General features: G+C 53.7%; 16 protein-coding genes. 7 read left to right on the top strand and 9 right to left on the bottom strand.

Going from position 1 to position 20728, the window contains the following annotated elements; genetic code table 11:
* Positions 1-19 precede the first annotated feature (19 nt).
* The 3 genes from KGP17_RS08465 to KGP17_RS08455 form a co-directional block, all read right to left on the bottom strand.
* Entirely contained in the window at positions 20-1387 is a 1368-nt protein-coding gene (locus KGP17_RS08465) for a carbohydrate porin (RefSeq protein ID WP_037375082.1), read from the bottom strand.
* A 180-nt stretch (positions 1388-1567) separates the two neighbouring features.
* Positions 1568-3001: a glycoside hydrolase family 32 protein gene (locus KGP17_RS08460; protein ID WP_223499152.1), complete on the bottom strand. Its 1434-nt coding sequence runs from the start codon at positions 2999-3001 to the stop codon at positions 1568-1570.
* Between the two features lie 18 nt (positions 3002-3019).
* Complete coding sequence (locus tag KGP17_RS08455; protein ID WP_037375204.1) at positions 3020-4261, bottom strand: MFS transporter; 1242 nt, start codon at positions 4259-4261, stop codon at positions 3020-3022.
* Positions 4262-4506: 245 nt separating this feature from the next.
* On the opposite strand from KGP17_RS08455, the gene KGP17_RS08450 reads away from it, so the two are divergent.
* From KGP17_RS08450 to KGP17_RS08440, 3 genes are all read left to right on the top strand, one after another.
* Positions 4507-5514, top strand: a complete 1008-nt coding sequence (locus tag KGP17_RS08450; protein ID WP_223499151.1) for a LacI family DNA-binding transcriptional regulator — start codon at positions 4507-4509, stop codon at positions 5512-5514.
* Positions 5515-5879: 365 nt separating this feature from the next.
* On the top strand, positions 5880-6383 hold the full coding sequence (gene dps, locus KGP17_RS08445; RefSeq protein WP_021180512.1) for a DNA starvation/stationary phase protection protein Dps: 504 nt from the start codon (positions 5880-5882) through the stop codon (positions 6381-6383).
* A 153-nt stretch (positions 6384-6536) separates the two neighbouring features.
* Positions 6537-6851, top strand: coding sequence for a DksA/TraR family C4-type zinc finger protein (locus KGP17_RS08440; protein ID WP_223499150.1), 315 nt, complete (start codon positions 6537-6539; stop codon positions 6849-6851).
* On the opposite strand, the gene KGP17_RS08435 is transcribed toward KGP17_RS08440, so the two are convergent.
* Positions 6813-8285 carry an IS1182 family transposase gene (locus KGP17_RS08435; RefSeq protein ID WP_223499149.1) on the bottom strand — a complete coding sequence of 491 codons (1473 nt, stop codon included), beginning with the start codon at positions 8283-8285 and terminating at the stop codon, positions 6813-6815. The genes KGP17_RS08440 and KGP17_RS08435 overlap by 39 nt on opposite strands.
* Positions 8286-8760: 475 nt before the next feature.
* Here KGP17_RS08435 and glnH point away from each other — a divergent pair, with 475 nt between their 5' ends.
* The 4 genes from glnH to KGP17_RS08415 all read left to right on the top strand — a co-directional run bounded on the left by glnH (position 8761) and on the right by KGP17_RS08415 (position 12491).
* Positions 8761-9504, top strand: a complete 744-nt coding sequence (gene glnH, locus KGP17_RS08430; protein WP_021805128.1) for a glutamine ABC transporter substrate-binding protein GlnH — start codon at positions 8761-8763, stop codon at positions 9502-9504.
* 113 nt (positions 9505-9617) lie between these two features.
* Positions 9618-10277: a glutamine ABC transporter permease GlnP gene (gene glnP / locus KGP17_RS08425; protein WP_021805129.1), complete on the top strand. Its 660-nt coding sequence runs from the start codon at positions 9618-9620 to the stop codon at positions 10275-10277.
* The gene (glnQ, locus tag KGP17_RS08420; RefSeq protein WP_223499148.1) at positions 10274-10996 is read left to right on the top strand and encodes a glutamine ABC transporter ATP-binding protein GlnQ; all 723 of its coding nucleotides are present in this window, start codon (positions 10274-10276) and stop codon (positions 10994-10996) included. The genes glnP and glnQ overlap by 4 nt, the downstream gene beginning before the upstream one ends.
* A 134-nt stretch (positions 10997-11130) precedes the next feature.
* Positions 11131-12491, top strand: a protein-coding gene (locus tag KGP17_RS08415; RefSeq protein WP_371822183.1) for an IS3 family transposase whose coding sequence is annotated in 2 segments (ribosomal slippage) — positions 11131-11646 and positions 11649-12491 — 1359 coding nt in all. Because the reading frame shifts where the segments join, the coding sequence is not laid out codon by codon here.
* A 69-nt stretch (positions 12492-12560) separates the two neighbouring features.
* Here KGP17_RS08415 and KGP17_RS08410 read toward each other — a convergent pair.
* The 5 genes from KGP17_RS08410 to KGP17_RS08390 form a co-directional block, all read right to left on the bottom strand.
* Complete coding sequence (locus tag KGP17_RS08410; protein WP_223499147.1) at positions 12561-13865, bottom strand: PAS domain-containing methyl-accepting chemotaxis protein; 1305 nt, start codon at positions 13863-13865, stop codon at positions 12561-12563.
* 283 nt (positions 13866-14148) lie between these two features.
* The gene (rlmF, locus tag KGP17_RS08405; protein WP_172413989.1) at positions 14149-15114 is read right to left on the bottom strand and encodes a 23S rRNA (adenine(1618)-N(6))-methyltransferase RlmF; all 966 of its coding nucleotides are present in this window, start codon (positions 15112-15114) and stop codon (positions 14149-14151) included.
* A 93-nt stretch (positions 15115-15207) separates the two neighbouring features.
* A complete protein-coding gene (locus KGP17_RS08400) occupies positions 15208-16227 on the bottom strand; it encodes a glycosyl hydrolase family 8 (protein WP_371822125.1) in 1020 nt (339 codons plus the stop codon).
* A 2-nt stretch (positions 16228-16229) separates the two neighbouring features.
* Positions 16230-16715 (bottom strand): cellulose biosynthesis protein BcsD, encoded by a 486-nt coding sequence (gene bcsD / locus KGP17_RS08395; RefSeq protein WP_021180504.1) that lies wholly within the window; start codon positions 16713-16715, stop codon positions 16230-16232.
* A 2-nt stretch (positions 16716-16717) separates the two neighbouring features.
* Entirely contained in the window at positions 16718-20707 is a 3990-nt protein-coding gene (locus tag KGP17_RS08390; RefSeq protein WP_209555301.1) for a cellulose biosynthesis protein BcsC, read from the bottom strand.
* Positions 20708-20728 lie beyond the last annotated feature (21 nt).

The following is a 20728-nucleotide window of genomic DNA, read 5'->3' as shown; positions in this document are numbered from 1 at the left end:
TTTCCTTAACCACCCAATTTTAGAATAAATATTTGAAGCGCACCCTCATGCCATAGCGCATATCGGTGTCACCTGGATTTATCGTCGAAGCATCCAGCCAGGAAGCATAAGCCCCTAGGTAGGTATTAAAGTTTGGCATATCCATAATATTCGGCAGTTGCCAGGAGGTATGAATGGTGTGAATATCGTAGTTTCCCGGTGCCAGGATCGCGCAATCGCTGTCACAGTCAGCATTCACACTGTTCATATTGAAACGGTCGATTTTGTTATGCGCGTAGATATAGCCCAGCTCAACGCGATGCCATAGCGCATTGATACCGGCGCTGAAGTTCTTTTCATCCGTCGCATCAAGATATGCGGTGCTCAGGTTCACCACCGCCCCGTTCTGCGTATCGGTTTTCAGCGTATTCCAGCTCATGGTCATACCGTAGCCGGTACGCCTGGACTGGTCGACCCAAATGCCCTGCTGATTCTGATAGCCGTAGGCATTATTAACGAGGTTGCTCTCCAGCGCTGCAGCCACCGACCACTCGCCGGATTGCCACGCGGCAACAGGGCGCACGTAAACCACGTTTTTACGGCTATCCAGCGCGTTGCCGTGATAGTTCTGGTCGACAAACAGCGAACTGCCGTCCTCCACCAGCGTATTCACTTCAAAATACCAGTTATCAAGTGTTTTACTGAGCAGGAAGTTGCCGCCGCTGCTGCTGCGCCCGCGCCCCTCTTTCATCATGTAAATGTAACCGTAGCCGTCGGAATACAGGTCATTGGCCGTATTACCAGAATATTCAATAAAGGTATCCTGATTAAGCGGAAACATATCAAAGGCCTCAAAACGACCCATTTTAATCTTCCAGTCATCTTGCTGGCCGAAGAAAAATGCCGCATCATCAAGATTCATTTTGCCATTCATATCCGCCAGCGGCTGTACGCTGAAACCGGCATATTTCCCATTCGACCCTTTACGTAATCCATCAAAGCCAAGCAATATACGCCCGTTAATATCCCAGCGTTCTTTATCGCCTGGCGCCCAGTTTTTATTAGCGCTGGTTTTCAACGAGGTCAGGCTGCCGGTACGGCTAGCGCCATCCATATTAAACTCAACGTCACCATAGAATTTTAATTCGCCATAGTCATTAAGCCGTAATGCCGGTTCGGTCGGCGTCGCGCTGGCCACCGTTACCGGTTTGTCCTGCCGTTTCAGCGCACGAATCTCCGTCTCCGCACGGACGGCCCGCTGCTCGGTCTCTTTCAGTCGCTGTTCCAGGTGCGCCAAACGCTCCTCGATAGATAGCGGTGCTTGAGCGTTCGCGCAAGCGCTTGCTAAAAACGTGAGCAAACAGCCGACCCGGACTTTTTTTACCTGTAAACCATCATTATTTTTCATCGTTAATCCATTATTATTTAATTTATATTTATGGGTGAAACTCGATGATGAAGACAATAATTATCCACCCGCTATGACAAACGGGTTGTTAACACATTTAAATCTATGCTTTAAATCGTTCGGGATGCGGTACCAGCATGCGTAATACTTTATTTACCACATCCCTGACATATAAATAGATTATTCGAGCTGCCAGGCCCCCGCATCTGATAGGGAGGCCGAACCGCTCCAGGCAAATAGCATTAGCTCACGGCGCGCAGCGTCCGGGTAAATACGACTGCTGAGGCACGCTTCGCCATCATTAGCAAAAACTTCCACGGAGGAGCTATCAAAGAACAACCGCAGTTTCAGCGATGCTCCGGCTGTCAACGGTACGCTACGTACCCCGCAAAGGCCATACTGCGGATAACGGCGCTCCAGAACCAGACGCTGCATCTGCGCATCGACATAAACGCGCAGCCCCTCGCCGAAGCTGATGCCATACTGTTCTGCGCTGCTGTTAGCACAATCCCAGTTTAGGATCACCTCCATCGCTTCGCAGTTTTCTACCATCGTGGTCTGCTGATTTTTCAACGTACTCACTGGCCATGGGAACCATGCGCCGCGCAGACCTTCTACCTCTTTGGCCGGACGCATTTGCAGACGGTTATCTGCGCCGAGGCTCAGTTCTCGCGGAAGAGAGAGCATTCCCGCCCAGCCATCTTGCTGTTCGGGCAACGGCGATTCCCACATATCCAGCCAGCCGATAACGATGCGGCGGCCATCGGGAGTCAGGAAGCTTTGCGGTGCATAAAAATCGTGGCCGTGGTCGAGTTCAATAAACTCGCTTTTGCGAACAAACGGCTGCCCCGGCTGCCATTCACCGAGCAGATAGCCGCTCTGGAACAGATTACGGTTGTTGAAACCTCCAGCCGCCATCCCCTGAGGAGAAAACATCAGGATGCGTTTATCCCCGAGGGTGAAGAAATCTGGGCACTCCCACATATAGCCCATCTCTTTTTCCGCCTCATCAAGGACACCTGCATCGTGCCACTGATGCAGGTCGTCCGAACGGTACAGGCGCACCTGGCCGGTCTCGCCATCGCGAGCGCCGACTATCATGTACCAGCTATCCCCTTCACGCCACACCTTAGGATCGCGGAAATGGTGCAGACCCGGCGGAGTATCTACCACGATCCCCTGACGCTCAAAGCAGACCCCGTCGCGGCTAGTCGCAAGACACTGCACCTGATAAAGGTTAGCCTCATCGCTGGTGTCGCCATGGAATTTATGCCCGGTATAAATCAACGCCAGAGTATCGCCATCAACAACCGCCGAGCCAGAGAAGCAGCCGTCTTTATCTTCCGGGCCTTCCGGAGCCAACGCGACCGGCAGGTGCTCCCAATGAACCAGATCTTTACTGCGCGCATGGCCCCAGTGCATCGGCCCCCACTGCGTGGAATACGGATGATGCTGGTAAAAAGCGTGATACCAGCCGTCAAACCAGACCAGACCGTTAGGATCGTTAATCCAGCCCGCGCGCGCGGCAAGGTGGTAGCGCGGATACCAACGCAAGTTCAGCGTTTCACGTTTAGCCTGCAGTTCCTGTTCAGCCTTGGATATTGAATACGTCATAGTCTTTACTCTTTTCAATCATATAGCGGAAGGTTGCGACATCAGAGGATCTGAAGATAACTTACTGGAGCGCAACAGGAAGATGGAGATAAAGGTGGTGCAGAACACCAGTAGTCCCATAATCAGATAGGACTGGGCAAAGCCGTATTTTTCGTAGCTATAGCCTGCCAGCGGCGACAGTACCGAGGCGATAACCGAGCTGGTGCAGGCGAACCCCACCAGATAGAGGGTGGCAGACAGGCGTTTGTCGAAATTCAAGCTGTTGTATTTAAAGATAGCGACCAGCAGAATCGGCAGTTCTACCGCGTGCAACAGTTTAGTGATGGAAATCAGCAGCGGCCCTTCGACCAGCCCGGAGGCCACCATACGCAACGCCATCACCATCCCGGCGAAAATCAGGCCATTTTTCGCACCGATGCGGTTAACCAACCACGGGGCGCAGAACATCCCGGCGGCTTCGAGGAATACCTGGAACGAGTTGAGGTAACCGTACATGGCGTTGCCTTCCTGCAACGTGGCGAATTGTGAAGAGAAGTAAACCGGGAACTGCTGATCGTAAACGCCGTAAATACAGGTACCGATGACGAAAAACACCAGCGCCCAGAAGCGCGGTAGCGTCAGCAGACGCAGCACGTCATCCAGCTTCACTTTGCCACCGGACACCGCCTCCTGCATCGCGTGCGGTGCAGAAGACACCCGCAGCCGCGCCAGCAGGATAAAGAACACCAGACCGGCACAGCTGGAGACTGCGAAGTTTAGTTTCGGGTTGATGTTAAACAGAAGTCCTGCGAAGAAGGTCGCTACCGCCCAGCCCAGCGATCCCCACATCCGCGCCTTACCGAATTCGAACTGGCTCTGGCGCGCCACGCGTTCGGTATACGATTCCAGCACGCCGATACCGCCGTTAAAGGTTATGCCGATATAAATCCCACCGAAGAGACTTCCGAGCAATATATTGATTTGTAACAGATAACTAAACAATAAATAGGCTGGTCCGGAAAGGATTAACAACCCGGTAAGGGTCCAGAGCAGGTTTTTACGCAGGCCGAGTTTATCCTGGATAAAGCCGTAGCAGATTTGCGCCAATAGCGCGGAGACGGACAACACCGCGTAGATAATACCGGTATCCCCCGCTTTCAGCCCCACTTCCTGGTGCAACCAGATCGAGAGCAAAGAGCCAGTTGAGGACCAGGACACGAAAAAGAAAAACAGTAATGCACTGAGTAGTGGGTAGCTATGAGAGTGATGCGCTTTCATTATGGCATTCTCGTATTGGAATAATGCTCGCATGGTAACGTTAACAAGTAAAAAACCGCTTGTCGTTTTGCTGAGATTCATGATGTTAATCACAAAAGTTAACGTTAACATCAAAAAAATGAGATCATGATCAAAAATCACTCGCTACGGTTCTTTTAATTTCTACGACAGAATAGCCGCTGAACCTTTTACATCAGCAACGTCGTCGTATAGCCTGTTGCCTGAAGGTAATGACGGGAGTAATAGATATGGCTTCTCTTAAGGATGTGGCGAAACTGGCCAATGTGTCGCTCATGACGGTTTCGCGCGCGCTCAATAGCCCAGAAAGGCTAAAGCCTGAGACCCTGGCACGCGTGCAGGTCGCCATCAAGGAGACCAATTACGTTCCGGACCTGTCAGCGAAAAAAATACGCGGCGCCCATGCCACGCCGAATACTATCGGGGTGCTGGCCCTCGATACTGTGACCACGCCATTCTCGGTGGAAATCACTCTGTCTATCGAAGAGACCGCCCGGGCGTATGGCTGGAACAGTTTCGTGGTAAATATGTTCTCTGACGATAACCCAGATACCATTGTCGACCTTCTGCTTTCACACCGGCCAGACGGCATCATCTACACCACCATGGGGCTACGTCAGGTGCCGCTGCCGACCAAACTACTCACCCTCCCGTGCGTGCTGGCCAACTGTGAAAGTTTGCACGATCCCGTAGCCAGCTATATTCCGGACGACGAACAAGGCCAGTTTGAGGCGGTGCAGGCTCTGCTCGCAGCAGGTAATCGTCAACCACTCTGCCTGCATCTGCCACAACACCATCTTGCCACCTTGCGCCGCCGTCAGGGATTGGAGCGCGCCTGCCGGCAAGCAGGTATCAACCCTGACACTCTCATGCATGTCTATATGGAGCATGGCGATGAGCACTACCTTGATATCCCGGCCATTGTGCTAGCACATATCAAACAGGGTAATCCGATGTTCGACTCGGTCATTTGCGGCAACGATCGTATCGCCTTTATGGTCTATCAGACGCTACTGGCGCAGGGCCTGCGCATCCCGCAAGATGTGTCGATCGTGGGTTACGACAATATGGTTGGCATTGGCGAGCTATTCTTACCGCCGCTCTCGACGGTACAACTGCCGCATTACGAAATAGGTCGCCATGCTGCGCTGCATATTATCCAGGGCAAGACGGAGACTGATACGGTCAAAATACCCGCGCCCTTACTCAACAGAGACTCGATCCATTGCAACCTGTGATGGTACAAAAAAGAGTTACGGCGAACACCCTGGGGATAATTGGCTATCAATATGAATTAATGGGAAAATAATCCCTATTTCGACGTTCAGAAACACTCTGCAATAATTGCGCATTGAAATATCCCTTCAATCGGTGTCTATTATTAGTGGGGGATCTCAACCGTTACCCTCCAAAAGCTTAAAAAACGTTTATTATCAATATCTCACGAATCACCAAATATGTCATACGCCTTTCTGATGAAAATATCCAGCAGTTATCACCTATTTATTTAATCGCCCTTTTCGCCCTGCAAAATAAATTTAAGCTGCTATAATTTCTCCCGTAACAAAATAGGATTACACCCATCAAGAAGAGGATATCTATTATGAGTACCGCTAAACTGGTGAAAACGAAATCTTCTGACCTGTTGTACACACGCAATGATGTGGATGAGAAAACCAAGCAGGCCGCCATCAAGGCGCTGAACCATCAGGTTGTGCAGTTTATCGATCTGTCGTTGATCACCAAGCAGGCGCATTGGAACATGCGTGGTGCCAATTTTATTGCCGTTCATGAAATGCTCGACGGCTTCCGCACCGCCATCACCGACCATCAGGATACTTTTGCAGAACGTGTCGTACAACTCGGTGGCGTTGCGCTGGGTACGGTACAGGTGGTGAATGACAAAACCCCGCTGAAAAGCTACCCGACCAATATTCACAGCGTGCAAGATCACCTGAAAGCGCTGGCCGATCGTTATGCAGCCGTCGCCAACGATATCCGCCAAGCCATCACGGAAGTTCCGGATGAAGACACCGCAGACATGTTCACCGCCGCATCGCGCGATCTGGACAAGTTCCTGTGGTTTATCGAATCCAACATCGAATAAACCAGCCATCCTGGCGCGAAACAACAGGTTGTGGGCCTTGCCCCAGCCTGTTTTTTTATCTGCAAGCAGAGTTGTATAAAAAACAGGCTGGATTACACTGGTTATGATCCAATCAGGATTGCAAGCATTCACAGGTTCAATAGTGAGGTGGGCATGGCAGGCGGATGGACAGCGGACGGCGCGGTGCAGGATCAAATCGACTCAACGGTAGATGATGCCGTACAACGTGCTCGCAAGGCGCTCGGCCACGGCGAAAGCGAACACTATTGCCAGGAATGTGGCACAGAGATCCCCGAAGCCCGACGTCTGGCGCTGCAAGGAGTGCGCTACTGTGTTAACTGCCAGGCGGAAATGGATAAAAAACAGGCTGCCAGCAGCCTGTTCCAGACTGCTGACGAACCCCACATTTTCAGGTGGGGTTCTTCTTTTTTAGCGACCGCAGGTCGCGATCGCGATATTTTTCCATAACCACCTCATTTGCGACGTCTGTTCGCCCAAGGCATCTTGCTGGCCTTCCCAAGAGGCTTTCCACCACCGGTAAAGACAATAAAGTAGCGCCAGTAGCGCTATCTTCTTCATATTCTGCGCCGTGGCCGCAAGCAGGCACTGCATTTGTACTTTCGACAGCCCACGGAACCGCGCATATCGATGACCATGGTGCTGTTTCGCATCCGCGAAGCTTCTCTCCACCGTTTCCTTGCGCCGGGCGTATATCTTTTTGCCCCATTTCGTCAGCCGCAACCTGTTGGCCTCTTCTTTTGACGCCTCCCAGACGTGCCGGGTTATCGTTTTCTGCGCCTTGCTGTTCTGCGTGCACTGTCCTCTCTGCTCGCACCGCTGGCACACTGCCGGGTCTGAACGGTAATGCCGATAACCGTTGCGGTCTGTCGTGCCGTATATCAGCAACTCGTCTGCCGGGCACACATACACATCACGCGCCTCGTCATATCTGAAGTGTTTTTTCTGGAAGTCATTCTGACCTTTGTGCGGTCTGCGATAGCCAGGAACCAACGTGATACCCATTTCCTGCGTCAGATGGCACACCGCTGCGGTGAAGTAACCCGCATCCACACCCACGGCGACCGTATCAAGGTTGAACCGCTCCACCTGCCGTGCCAGCCTGCCGATGAACGGCTGGCTGTCGTGCACATTGCCCGGTGTCACATGCGTATCCATGATGATGCCGTGCTTGCCGTCCACCGTGCGGTGGTCCAGATAGAAGAAGCCCTTTGGCTTGTTGTCCCGGTGCATAAAGCCGCTTTCCGGGTCGGTGGTGCTGACTTTGGTGTTCTTAACGGCGTCGTTTTTGGTTGTTTTTCTTGCGGCGGGTAGCGGCTTTTTTTCGCGTTTCTTCCTGTCGGCCTCCACGGCGTCATTCAACTGTGTGAAGTATTCACTGACCCCTTCAGGGCGCAGTTCATTCACGGCCTTGCGCGGGTTGGCATCGGCTTTCAGGTGGGTACTGTCGGTGTAAAGCACACGCCCGTTGGCCATGCCCTGACCCAGAGCCTGTAACACGATATGGTCAAAAATCTGCTGGAAGACATCGCTGTTGTTGAAGCGACGGATACGGTTCTGGCTGAGAGTTGAGGCGTCCGGGACCTTCTCGGTCAACCCCATACGCAGGAACCAGCGGTAAGCGACATTGACCTGGATTTCCTTGACCAGACGGCGTTCGGAGGGGACCCCGAAGAGGTAGCCCAGCAGCATCATTTTAATCAGGCGAACGGGGTCGATAGCAGGCCTGCCGTTATCGGGGCAATAGAGATGAGCAACGGCATCGCGGATAAATTCAAAGTCGATGGCGGCATCGATTTGACGAACCAGATGGTCTTCGGGAACCAGTTCATCAAGGGTAATGGTTTCAAACTGGTACTGATGGGGAGAAGGTTCTTTGAGCATGGCAGTCAGTCCGTTTTTTGCACTGACCTTATTAGATCAAAGTCCTGGCCTCACGGCCAGGACTTTGTCATCAATCAGAAACAGGCTGCCAGCAGCCTGTTCAATCGCCGGGGCAGCAAAGACAGCCAGCTGCGTTAACCCTACTTCCCTTCAAAACACGCCTGTTTGCACCAAATGAAATCGGACTATGGCTATAAAGTTAGAGTTAGTTATCATTATTGATCGATAATTGTTAATTATCGGTTGTTTCCCGGCTATTGTTTAGTTGATGATAGCTCAATTGCACCACCAAGGTCTCACTGCACCATTTTGGTGCCCGCAAGTGGTGCATAAAAATTATAATTGGCTATCCAAACCCAACATCATAACGCAACCCCTTGTTTTTATAATGATTGCAAACTTGGCACGATTCTTCCATAGCACAAAATGCAACATAAAAAATGGGTAATCCGCAACCTGTACAGGAATTCCTCTCATGAAGTCTATTTTTAAAGTTTCCCTGGCCGCACTTTCCCTGGCCTTCGCCGTTAGCTCTCACGCAGCAGACAAGCTGGTTGTCGCCACGGACACCGCTTTCGTGCCGTTTGAATTCAAACAAGGTGACCAATACGTCGGTTTCGATATCGACTTGTGGGCGGCGATTGCCAAAGAGCTGAAGCTGGATTACACCCTGAAGCCAATGGACTTTAGCGGCATTATTCCTGCGCTGCAGACCAAGAACGTCGATCTGGCGCTGGCCGGTATCACCATTACCGACGAACGCAAAAAAGCGATCGACTTCTCCGATGGCTACTACAAAAGCGGCCTGTTGGTGATGGTCAACGCTAACAATGACAGCGTGAAAGGCATCCAGGATCTGGACGGCAAAGTGGTGGCAGTGAAGAGCGGCACCGGCTCGGTGGATTACGCCAAGCAGCACATCAAAACCAAAGATCTGCGTCAGTTCCCGAACATCGACAACGCCTATATGGAACTGGGCACCAAGCGTGCTGACGCCGTGCTGCACGATACGCCAAACATCCTGTACTTCATCAAGACCGCGGGGGCTGGCAAGTTCAAAACCGTTGGCGACTCCCTGGAAGCCCAGCAGTACGGCATCGCCTTCCCGAAAGGCAGCGACGAGCTGCGTGAAAAGGTGAACGCCGCACTGAAAACGCTGCGCGACAACGGGACTTACAACGAAATCTACAAAAAATGGTTTGGTACCGAACCTAAGTAACTGATGAAGTTAATAAGCCAGTAAGTTATTAATTGAGCACAGGGGAGGTGTACCCGCCCCCTGTGCTTTGTTGTTATTGATCCCCTTGCTTGGGATCACCGGGAGATAACATTATGCAATTCGACTGGAGCGCCATTTGGCCCGCCATCCCAATTTTGTTAGAAGGCGCCAAGATGACCCTGTGGATTTCGGTCCTCGGTCTGATTGGCGGCCTGATCATCGGCCTGGTTGCCGGTTTCGCCCGCACCTATGGCGGCTGGATCGCCAACCATGTGGCACTGGTATTCATTGAAGTGATCCGCGGTACGCCGATTGTGGTACAGGTGATGTTTATCTACTTCGCCCTGCCCATGGCCTTTAGCGATTTCCGCATCGATCCTTTCACCGCCGCCGTGGTCACCATCATGATCAACTCGGGCGCCTACATTGCGGAAATTACCCGTGGCGCGGTATTGTCGATCCACAGCGGTTTCCGAGAGGCCGGCCTGGCGCTGGGGCTGTCACGCCGCGAGACCATCCGCTATGTGATCATGCCGCTGGCACTGCGCCGCATGCTGCCGCCACTGGGTAACCAGTGGATCATCAGCATCAAGGATACTTCGCTGTTCATCGTGATCGGTGTAGCGGAACTGACCCGTCAGGGGCAGGAAATTATTGCCGGTAACTTCCGCGCGCTGGAAATCTGGAGCGCCGTTGCGGTGGTGTACCTGATTATTACCCTGATGCTTAGCTTCGTGCTGCGTCGTCTGGAAAGAAGGATGAAAATCCTGTGATTGAATTTAAAAACGTCTCCAAGCACTTTGGCCCGACCCAGGTGCTGCACAATATCGATCTGCATATCAAACAGGGTGAAGTGGTGGTGATCATCGGGCCTTCTGGCTCCGGTAAATCAACCCTGCTGCGCTGCATCAACAAGCTGGAAGAGATCACCAGCGGTGAACTGGTGGTCGACGGCCTGAGGGTGAACGATCCGAAGGTGGACGACCGCCTGATCCGCCAGGAAGCCGGTATGGTGTTCCAACAGTTCTACCTGTTCCCGCACCTGACGGCGCTGGAAAACGTGGCCTTTGGCCCAATCCGCGTACGCGGTTTGAAAAAGGCCGATGCCGAAAAGCTGGCACACACGCTGTTAGCCAAGGTTGGGTTGGCCGAACGTGCTCACCACTACCCTTCCGAGCTTTCGGGTGGGCAGCAACAACGTGTAGCTATTGCCCGGGCGTTGGCGGTGAAGCCTAAAATGATGCTGTTCGATGAGCCAACCTCGGCGCTCGATCCAGAATTGCGTCACGAAGTGCTGAAGGTCATGCAGGATCTGGCCGAAGAAGGCATGACGATGGTGATCGTGACTCACGAAGTCGGCTTCGCTGAAAAGGTGGCCTCACGCCTGATCTTTATCGACAAGGGCCGGATTGCCGAAGATGGCAACCCTCATGACCTGATCAACAACCCGCCAAGCCCACGCCTGCGTGAGTTCTTGCAGCACGTTTCCTGAAGCGATAATAATAAGCCCCGCAAGGGGCTTTTTATTGATGGCAATGTTGCTCAATTACAGGTTCTGCCGTAGGGGCGCAGCATTGAACTGAACCCCAAATGTTGGACAAACATCTGACATTTGGAGGTACAGTTCTGATGAAGTATTCACTTCAGTTCAAACTTGACGTTGTCCGGTACTATCTTGCCGGACTCGGCGGTCAAAAACAGACCGCTAAGAAGTTTTCTATTGCCCATGTCCAACTACGCAGATGGATTGCCGCTTATCAGCATCATGGGGAACAGGGGCTGCGGTTAGGACGCAAGCAACATTACACACCTGACTTCAGGCTCTCTGTTGTCGAATTCGCGCTTTTAAATCCGCTCTCTTTAGCGACAGTCGCCGCTAAATTCAATATTCCTTCTTACCTTACTGTGGAACGCTGGATTAAACTCTATCGGGAGAATGGGGCTGAAGCCCTCAACCTGAATAAGCGTAGTCGCCAAATGCGTCAGCATCCCAAAACCCCCCATGCCGATAAATCGCCTGATGAGTTGACCCCCGAAGAGATGCGGGAGGAAATCGAGTTTTTACGTGCGCAGAATGATTACATAAAAAAGTTGAGAGCCTTGATGCAACAGAAGGAAGCCCAGACTCGTCGAAAAGGGCAAAAATAATCAGAGCATTGAGGTCAGAACACCGTTTGGAGGTTTTGCTGTGGGCCGGAAAACTGCCGCGCAGTACGTATTACTATTGTTGTAAAAGCCATCAAGCACCGGATAAGTATGGTGAAACCAAGCAGCAAATAATGGCTGTTTTTAACGAGCATAAAGGCCGTTACGGCTATCGCCGGGTGACCAGTGTTCTTCGAAAGATGGGGGCTGTGCTAAATCATAAAACCGTGCAAAAACTGATGGTTGAGCTGCAATTGAAATCGCCCGTTCGCCGTAAAAAATACCGTTCGTACAAGGGACATGTCGGTAAAGTGGCCCCGAATACCTTGCAGCGCGATTTTACCGCTCTGGAGCCTAACCAAAAGTGGGTGACCGATATCACGGAGTTCCGGGTGGCGGATAAAAAGCTGTATTTATCGCCGGTACTCGACTTGTTTAACGGTGAAATCATTGCCTATGAGATGTCCCGTAAACCTGTGTTCAGTCTGGTAAAAACGATGCTGGATAAGGCGCTCAGTACGCTAAAAACGGAAGAAAAGCCGTTGCTGCACAGTGACCAAGGTTGGCACTATCAGATGGCGGCTTATCAGCATCAGTTGCAGGAAAATGGGATAGAACAGAGCATGTCTCGCAAGGGTAACTGCCTGGATAATGCGGTAATGGAAAACTTCTTTGGCCATCTGAAAGCTGAACTGTATTATTTACAACGCTTTGAGAGTGTGGAACAGCTGTCTGAAGAGATAGACATGTACATAGATTACTACAATAACCATCGTATCAAACAGAAGCTCAAAGGCCTGAGCCCTGTGGAGTACAGAACGCAGGCTTTGATGGTTGCTTAATTTTAAACCGTCCAACTTCTTGGGGTCAGTTCACATGTGCACCCGTTTAACCGCATCAGATACCAAACCTCAGTGGATCACATCGCTCTGTTTGACCGAGGTAAACGCCTGCATCAGCTTGACCACGTCCTGCATACCCACATTGACCTGATTGATTACCTCCCCGGCATCCTTGGCTAGCGCCACGCCCCCTCCCGCCTGTTCCACGCAGGTCACCATCTTGTTGATTGCCGCCGTTACCCCTTGCTGAATGGTTTTGGTGACTTGCTCAATCTCGCTGGCCGCTTTACGGGACTGTTCGGCCAAGGTACGCACCTCATTAGCCACTACGGAGAAACCGCGCCCATGCTCGCCCGCATGCGCCGCTTCGATCGAGGCGTTAATCGCCAGTAGATTGGTCTGGGCGGCAATTTTGCGGATCGCCTCAACCATATTGCCAATCTGTTGCGAACAGCGCCCCAAGTCGCTGACTACGTCCGAAGTCTGCCGTGCGGCCATCTCCACCTGCTGCATCCCCTGCACCGCCTGCTGCACAATGATCGCCCCTTGGGCAGCGGTTTTATCGGTCCCCATGGAGAGATGATGGACATTGCGCACCATTTCCTCTTCATGCTGCTGTTGGAAAGTCTGGCGGGTAATGTCCTGGGCGATTTTCACCACCTTTAATACCCGCCCTTCAGTGTCGATGATTGGGTTATAGCTGGCCTCCAGCCATACCCGCTCTCCACGCCGGTTGAGGCGTTCGAAACGCCCGGTCAAAAACTCCCCCTGTGCCAACCGTTGCCAGTGCTGATGATACTCGTCAGAGTCGGCGAACTCTGGCGTACAAAGTATGCTGTGCGCCTGGCCGCGTGCTTCTTCCAGCCGATAGCCCATCAGTTCGAGCATATTGTCGTTGGCATCCAGGATAATGCCGGTTGGCGAGAAGGTGATCATCGCCATTGAGCGATTCAACGCCGCTAACAGACTCTGATGCTCCTGAGCCTGAGTAATACGGCGGGTCACCTCGCTGGCAATCTTGATGATCTCCACCACCTCACCGTGCTTATTTAACACCGGGGTATAGGTTCCCTGCAGCCAGACTACTTCACCATCCTTGCGAATACGCCTGAAATTATCGGTAATAGCTTCGCCGCTATTTAACTTTTGCCAATGCCGCTGATAGGCCGGGCTGGCGACATAGCGTTGATCGCAGAAAATACGATGATGCTGACCAATCACTTCCTGGCGCTCAAACCCCATCGTTTGCAAGAACAGATCGTTGGCACGTATTACGGTGCCGTCGGGCTTAAATACGATCATCGCTACCGCGTCTTCAATGGCTGCCAATTCAGCATGCCACGGGCTATTTGACTGACGGAGGTTTAAAAACATCGGGTAAATCCTTCTGGCAGATGGAGTTAACGGCAAGCACTCTCTATTTTTCTGCATTTCTTGCTCGCCTGTAAGCGCGCTATCGCCCTGAACATTGCGCACGACAATGCTCCAGATTAACTGGATAAAAATGGTTATTAAGCTATGTAATGATTGTTTTTTTAACTAATGAACAGCGTGGGAATTTATTAACAGTATTGAGGATAACGCAAGCCAGACGGAATGAAAGGAACGACAGAATAAATAATCGTTGCCGGCTCGATCGCCGGCAACGGTCGGGCAATTACTGCCAGCGTTCTGCCGCCCAGGCGGCTTGCTGCTCGGCATCAAGGAAGGTCCAGGCCACAAAGCGGCTAATCTTCTGCCCCTGTGCCATTTCGATGGTGCGCACCTCAGCGGCCCCGGCCTGCTTGAGCGCATAATAAATGGCAGGCAGCGTGGTGTTTTTCGAGATCAGCGAGGTGAACCACAGGCAGTTCTTCGCTTTGCCGACGCTCTCTTCCACCATCTTGCGCACAAAGGCCTCTTCGCCCCCTTCGCACCACAGCTCATTGTTCTTGCCACCGAAGTTCTGCACCGGCTTTTCTGCCACCGCCCCTTTGCCCAACTTATGCAACTTGAGGCGGGTGCTGGCGCGCGCTTCCTGCTCGGAACCGTGGAACGGCGGGTTACACAAGGTAGCATCGAAGCGCTCGGCAACGCCGATAATGCCGTTGAAGATACAGTCCTGCTGTTTCTGCTGGCGCAGACGCACGGTATTTTTTAACGTCGGGTTCATGGCCACGATCATCTTGGCAGCCCCCAGCGAGACCGGATCGGTCTCCGAGCCGGTAAAGCGCCAGCCATATTCGCGCTGGCCGATGATTGGATAAATACAGTTGGCTCCCACGCCGATATCCAGGATCGCCACGCCTTTGCCACGAGGGATCTCGCCGCCGTTGCTGGTCGCCAGCAGATCGGCCAGGTGATGCAGATAATCGGCACGCCCCGGGATCGGCGGGCAGAGATAGTCGGCCGGAATATCCCAATGTTCGATGCCATAAAAGTGCATCAGCAAGGCGCGGTTGAGCATTTTCACCGCGGCAGGATCGGCGAAATCCACCGAGATATCGCCCCAGGCGTTGGGCTTCACAAAGGGTTCCAACCCCGGACAGGTGGCGATCAGGGTAGGGAAATCATAGCGTGAGCGATGGCGATTGCGCGGATGCAGGCCGCTTTTCTGCTGCGGGAAACTTTTCTTTTTTTCCACCGTGACGGGCTCTCTGAAAGGGTTTTCTGGCGCGTAAGATAGCATAAAGCCCGGCGAGGCGCTTGCCGCTGAGGTGAAAAGCGCCAAGTTACACTAGAGTTGGCTGCGCTGTGCCCAGTAGGCCAGCAGGTGCAGGCTGGCAGAATAGTAATCCTCATCGGGTGCCAGGCGATCTTTTAGCGGCCCCCGATCCCCCACCGTCAGATCCCTGACCGCCCTCATCCCCTGACTTTGATTATAGTCGGAGCGCTGGCCGCTCAGCACATCCAGCCAGGCCGGTGTCGCCCGGCGATCAAAGCCGCGCCAAAAGCTGGCAAACGGACTCAGTGACAGGCTGTCAGCCTTGTCCCAATAGAGATAGAGCGGAACCCGCACCGCATCAAAACCAAATCTCGGCGCCCAGTCGCTGGCAGGAGCCATTTGCCCATTGGCCTGAAGCGTAACCCAGTCGCTGGGCAGATGCTGTTTGCCAAAGCGCATTCTGCTGACCATCGTCATGCTATCGTCGATGAGCTTTTTCCACGCTGGCAAATGGCTTTCCTGGTAAAACGCGTGCCAGGCAGGAAAGACAAAATAGGAAGGATTAACGATCACCGAACCGTTTTGCCTGAAACCGTTGGCACCAGGTAACATCACCCGATATCCGGCATAGTCGATCACGGTATGTTTGAGCAGGGCTTGCTGAATCTGCGCCGAGGAGGTCAAGTAGGCAGGCACATTCCAGCGTTTCCCCGCCTTCAACAAAGCCCAGGCGATTAAGATATCGCCATCGGTGGCATTATTTTTATCGGCTATCGGCACCGCTTTCCCCGGCTCATAGCGCCAGGAAAACAGGCCGATATCCTGGCGATACAGGGTGTTGCGGGTCCATTGCCAGAGGTTGTCAAACGCGGGGCGGTCGTCATTGTAAACCGCCAGCAGCATGGCGAATCCTTGCCCCTCGGTATGGCTGACATTGTTATTGCCGGTATCGACAATCCGCCCATCAGCTAATAGAAAACGCTGTTTGTATTGCCCCCAACCGCTGTCGGCAGCCTGCGCACCAAGGGAAAACATCAACCCCAGCCAAAGCAGGAGTACGTGGAGCCTACCAAACCTGCTTTTCGTCATCATGTTTACCTGCGTTGCTCGTTTCTGTAGCAAAAGACCAGGGTGTTATCCTTGGCCGGGCTGTGCCAGCGCAGGGAAACATGCGGTTCTCCGCCCTGAGCCAGCAGCCAGGCGTCATAGGCCCCCTCAAGCACCGTGGCAAAAGAGAGTGCCCAGACGTCCTCGTTGGCCGGATCGGCACTGTGCGGGTAGGCATAATGAGTCAGGATCATCTGTTCGCCATTCGCCTCAATCTGCACCCTGCCCCAGTCAAACTGACGTAGTAAGGCATTGAGAGCATCCTCCAACTCTCCCACCGTTTCCGCCTCAGGTAATGGCAGCTTCTTCGCCAGGTTGCTCCCCATCAAACGCAGAAAATCGCGGCTATCCGCAGCATCAGCAGAAGCCAGGATGCCGGAGAACACCACTTCGATCAGATCCTGCCAACCCGCCTTAAACTGACGCTGGCGATAATAATCAAGCTCATACCAGGTAGTGTTAATATCTTGCATGGTTATTTTCCATCTAACAGATATTTAAAATAGAGCAAAGCCGTGCTCTCGGAATAGCTGCCGAAAGTGTCATAACCCAACTGCCCCCCAACCAACACGCTTGGCGTGACCTTATAGGTTCCCCCCGCCTTCAGGCTGTAACCAATGCCACTCTTGTCCTCGCTGGCATATCTGGCCTCTTTGCCGTACCCCTGGCTGACCAGGCTTTCCAGTTGAGACTGGAGATTCGGATCGTTCGGGTAGTACAGGCTTTCCTGATTGTTATAGGTCTGATAACCGACGTTGCCGCTCAGCATATAGGTGAAGTTATTCTGCTTTTTGGTGTACTCCACCGGCAGCGAGATGCTGAGATAGTCCTGCGGGCTGAAGTAACCCCCTTGGCCATAGCTGAAATAGCTGAGGTTTTTGTCAAAATCCATATAGTTGACGTTAACGCCCACCTTCAGCTCGCTATCATCATCCTTATAAGGGCGGATGTAGGCTCCAAGGATGCCGGTCACGCTATGGTTATCTGCCACGTTATCACCCACGTAGCTGTAATATCCCGCGCCACCGTAAGCTCCTAGCACGCCATCATCGTATCCAAGATTTACGCCGCCGCCGTTCTTGGTCACCGCCCCCCATTTCTTGCCGGTGATGGTATCTTCGGTCCCGACATAGGAGAGCAGGCTATCTTTTACCGCGCGGCGTTCAAGCGTCATATCCAGCGTTGAGTGCTCGGTCAGCTTGGGTGACCATTTCACGCCACCCACCACCGAACTGATGCCGCTGCCCATTGGCGTACTGCCCACGTCCAGCTTATAGCTGTCGCCGCTTAACGCTAACGCCAGTTCAACCCCGGTATCTTGCTGCTGTCCCGGTGAGTCGGCATAGATATCGTTAGGGCCAAAGGTTTTCGGCTGCGTCACCAGGCCCGCCAGCGTCTGCCTTTCGTTAAAGGCCTGATCCTGCGCCACCGTGGCGGCGGCGCACTCTGGCGAAGTGGCGTCAATAGAACACAGGCTATCGCGGGTGGCATGCAGTTGCTGATAGCGCAGATCGGCGGCCTGTGCGGCAGCAATCGAGTTCTGTGAGGCAATGACGGAGGCCTGAGTTGCGGCCTCGATAGCCCTGGCCTGTTGCAGCGCCCCGGTACCAAAACGGCTGTTGGCGCTGTCGGATGGCGTCCCGGATTTCAGCATCACCGGCGTCACATCAACACTGAGCCTGCCATTATCGAACGGCATGCCTGACAGAGTGATCGGGCTTCTCACTTCCGTGATATTACTCAGGCCATTTTCACCACTGCTGTTATCGCGCAGAGAAATGTTTCCCTGAACCCAGGTGGCAGTCTTGTCCTGCACCTCGTCCATCAACTTATCAATCTGCTGCAAGGTAGGATTTTTCACCACCGCCGCAGGAGCACTAGTGTAACCCGGGGCAGCAACCTGCCAAGGCAGCACCTCACCGTAAGCCGAGGAGGAGGTATTCACGCTCGACGATACCGTGCTCTGCGAGGCAAACGGGTTATCCGCCAGCCGCAAACCGCCAATCACTGCCGGCCCCCCGCCTGGAGCACCTGTTACGCCATTGACCCGGTTTTTCGCCTCGCGCAGAAACACCATCGCCTGTGGATAGTTGCCGTCCGCTTGAGCAACGCGCGCCGCCAGCAGCAACTGATCCGGCGTTTTAAGCGCAGGCAAGCCGCGCAGCAACTGTTTGGCCCGATCGACATCGCCTTCGGACAATGCGACCCCAACGGCACCTTCGCGCGCCCCCTGGTTCAGACTGTCACGGCTGAGCAGGTAGTTGTAAACCTGCCCGGCCTCTTTGTTCATATTGCCAGACTGATAGAGCCGCCCCATCGCCAGCATGATATCGGTATTTTGCGGGTCATTTTGCAGCGCGCCGATCAGCTTGTCATACGCGGCGCTGTACTGCCCCTGCAAACGCAGTTTATCCGCCTCATTGATCACGCTGCCGTTGCGCAGTTGGCCAATCTCGCGGGTTGAACTGCGCGCCCGCAGCGCCGGGTTATTCAGCCAGGCATCGGCCTCCTGGCTTAACCCAGCCTGATTGAGCACCGCGATCTGGGCCGCGTAATCGCCCGCATTCCCTTTAACCCCCAGGCGCATGTTGTCACGCACCAGTTGGATCGCCGTTGAGGTATCCCCCACCGTCATCAAATCTTTTGCCAGTTCCCCAAGGGCCGCGGGTTCAGTCGGCGGCTTTTGCGCCAACTGCCGCAAGATGACCGCTGCGCTGGCCGTGTTGCCCTGGCGAAGATAACTTTCTGCACTGGCCCGCTGCTGGTTGGCCGATGCAGTGGCCGCCAGAGCCCGCATGCTGCTGTTCTGCCTCCCTTGCGGGATACGCGCCATCAGGGTGGACACGTTCAGCCAGTCGTTACGTTCTGAGGCAAACAGCGCTGCCGCATACAGGCTGTCTGGCGAAGCGCCAACCTGCATCAGCGGGGAGATCAAGGTTTGCGCCTGCAACTCTTGCCCCTGTTTGTTCAGGATGCGTGCCATATCCAGCCGCACCCAAACGTTCGATGGCTGCTTTTCCAGCGCCTGTTGCAGGATCATCATCGCTCGCTGCGGATCGCCATTCTGCATGGCAGCCTCGGCCTGCCTGCGCTGAGGATCGACATTCACTCCCGCCACTGCCTGCGAGACTTTAGGCCGTTGATCGGCTGGAATAGTTTGCAGTATCTGCGCAGCTTCCGGACCTTTATCACGCTGTTGCTGCAACAGATAATACAGCCCCAGCCTGGCATCATTATTCTGCGGATTTTGCGTCAGCAAGCCGCGATACATCTGCTCAGACGCTGTGAAATCCCCTTTCTTGCGAGCCAGGTCGGCCCGGAACAGCGTCGCCGCATTGCCCTTATCCCCGGTGGCTCGGCTCAAGGGCGCACTGATCGCCAAGGCTTCATCCAATTGCCCTGCGTTGGCAGCCTGCTTGGCTTTATCCAATGTCGCATAAAACGCCGCTTCCTGAGCCAACGCTCCCCACTGCGCACTCTGTGGGCCGCCCTGTTTTGCCGCCTGGGTGAGGTAGTTCTCTGCCTGCGCGAAGTCTCCGCTGCGCATCGCCGTAAATCCCATCCCGGCCAAAGCATCCGCATCATTCGGGTTGCTCGCCAGGATAGCGGCAAACTGATCCTTGGCGCCGCCCAGATCCCCTTTATTCAGTTCGGAGAACCCAACGCCTTTGGCCGAACCGGCAATAGTCTGCTGATAATAGCCAGCCACGGCCTTGTCCTCCGGGTGCCGTTGCTGATAGGCATCATACAGCGGCTTGTCTGCCGGCAGCGGAGCCAGCCACAGCAGCGCCTGTTTCAACGCCTGGTCCGCTTCATTATTGTTCGGGGCCATCGCTGCCAACATATCGATCCCCTCACGGCGGGTCGATTCCTGATAGGTCAGCACCTTGCCCAGTACCACGCGAGTTTGCGAGTCATTGGGTTGAATAGTTAGCCGCTGCTTGAGGCCATCAATCGCCTCCTGCCTGCCAGCGGGTGACCCCGCCAAGGTGAGGTAATACTCGTTGGCGAGGTTATCGATTGGTGTCTTGCCGTTGAACACCGCCTGATAGGCCGCAGTTGCCTGGGCAAACTCCCCCTTGGCCGCCAACTGCCGAGCCTGCGCTAACAGATTCTTGGAGACCGATGGAGCGGCTTCGGTGTTACTCAACGCCTGGAGACGGGGATCGTTGGGCGCAACTGCACTCAGTTTTTTGCGCCAGATTTCGGCTTTGGCCTTATCCCCGCCCTGCATGGCATACAGGGATAGCAGATACATTGCCTCGGCGTTGTTCTCGTCGATCAACAGGATTTTCTGCAACGCTCCCTGAGCCAGTTCGTCATGCGATTTGTCATGCCAGTAAGCCGCCTGTTGAAACAGGGCTTTCAGCGCCGGGTTATTGTCATCCGCCAGCGCCGACACCGAAAAAATCGTCAGCCCGGCCAGGGAGACCCAATACAGTTTCTTTTTCAGCAATAGGTTCATTGGCGGCTCCTGTCTAGCTTC

The sequence above is a fragment of the Serratia sp. JSRIV001 genome (genome assembly GCF_019968745.1).
Lineage (GTDB): Bacteria > Pseudomonadota > Gammaproteobacteria > Enterobacterales > Enterobacteriaceae > Chania > Chania fonticola_B.
Note: the sequence above shows the minus strand (reverse complement) of the source record. Positions and strands in the feature narration are given on the sequence as shown.

Coding starts and splice junctions, on each gene's coding strand:
- KGP17_RS08465 (WP_037375082.1), bottom strand. CDS start 1,387: ATGAAAAATAATGATGGTTTACAGGTAAAAAAAGTCCGGGTCGGCTGT.
- KGP17_RS08460 (WP_223499152.1), bottom strand. CDS start 3,001: ATGACGTATTCAATATCCAAGGCTGAACAGGAACTGCAGGCTAAACGT.
- KGP17_RS08450 (WP_223499151.1), top strand. CDS start 4,507: ATGGCTTCTCTTAAGGATGTGGCGAAACTGGCCAATGTGTCGCTCATG.
- dps (WP_021180512.1), top strand. CDS start 5,880: ATGAGTACCGCTAAACTGGTGAAAACGAAATCTTCTGACCTGTTGTAC.
- KGP17_RS08440 (WP_223499150.1), top strand. CDS start 6,537: ATGGCAGGCGGATGGACAGCGGACGGCGCGGTGCAGGATCAAATCGAC.
- KGP17_RS08435 (WP_223499149.1), bottom strand. CDS start 8,285: ATGCTCAAAGAACCTTCTCCCCATCAGTACCAGTTTGAAACCATTACC.
- glnH (WP_021805128.1), top strand. CDS start 8,761: ATGAAGTCTATTTTTAAAGTTTCCCTGGCCGCACTTTCCCTGGCCTTC.
- glnP (WP_021805129.1), top strand. CDS start 9,618: ATGCAATTCGACTGGAGCGCCATTTGGCCCGCCATCCCAATTTTGTTA.
- KGP17_RS08410 (WP_223499147.1), bottom strand. CDS start 13,865: ATGTTTTTAAACCTCCGTCAGTCAAATAGCCCGTGGCATGCTGAATTG.
- KGP17_RS08400 (WP_371822125.1), bottom strand. CDS start 16,227: ATGATGACGAAAAGCAGGTTTGGTAGGCTCCACGTACTCCTGCTTTGG.
- bcsD (WP_021180504.1), bottom strand. CDS start 16,715: ATGCAAGATATTAACACTACCTGGTATGAGCTTGATTATTATCGCCAG.
- KGP17_RS08390 (WP_209555301.1), bottom strand. CDS start 20,707: ATGAACCTATTGCTGAAAAAGAAACTGTATTGGGTCTCCCTGGCCGGG.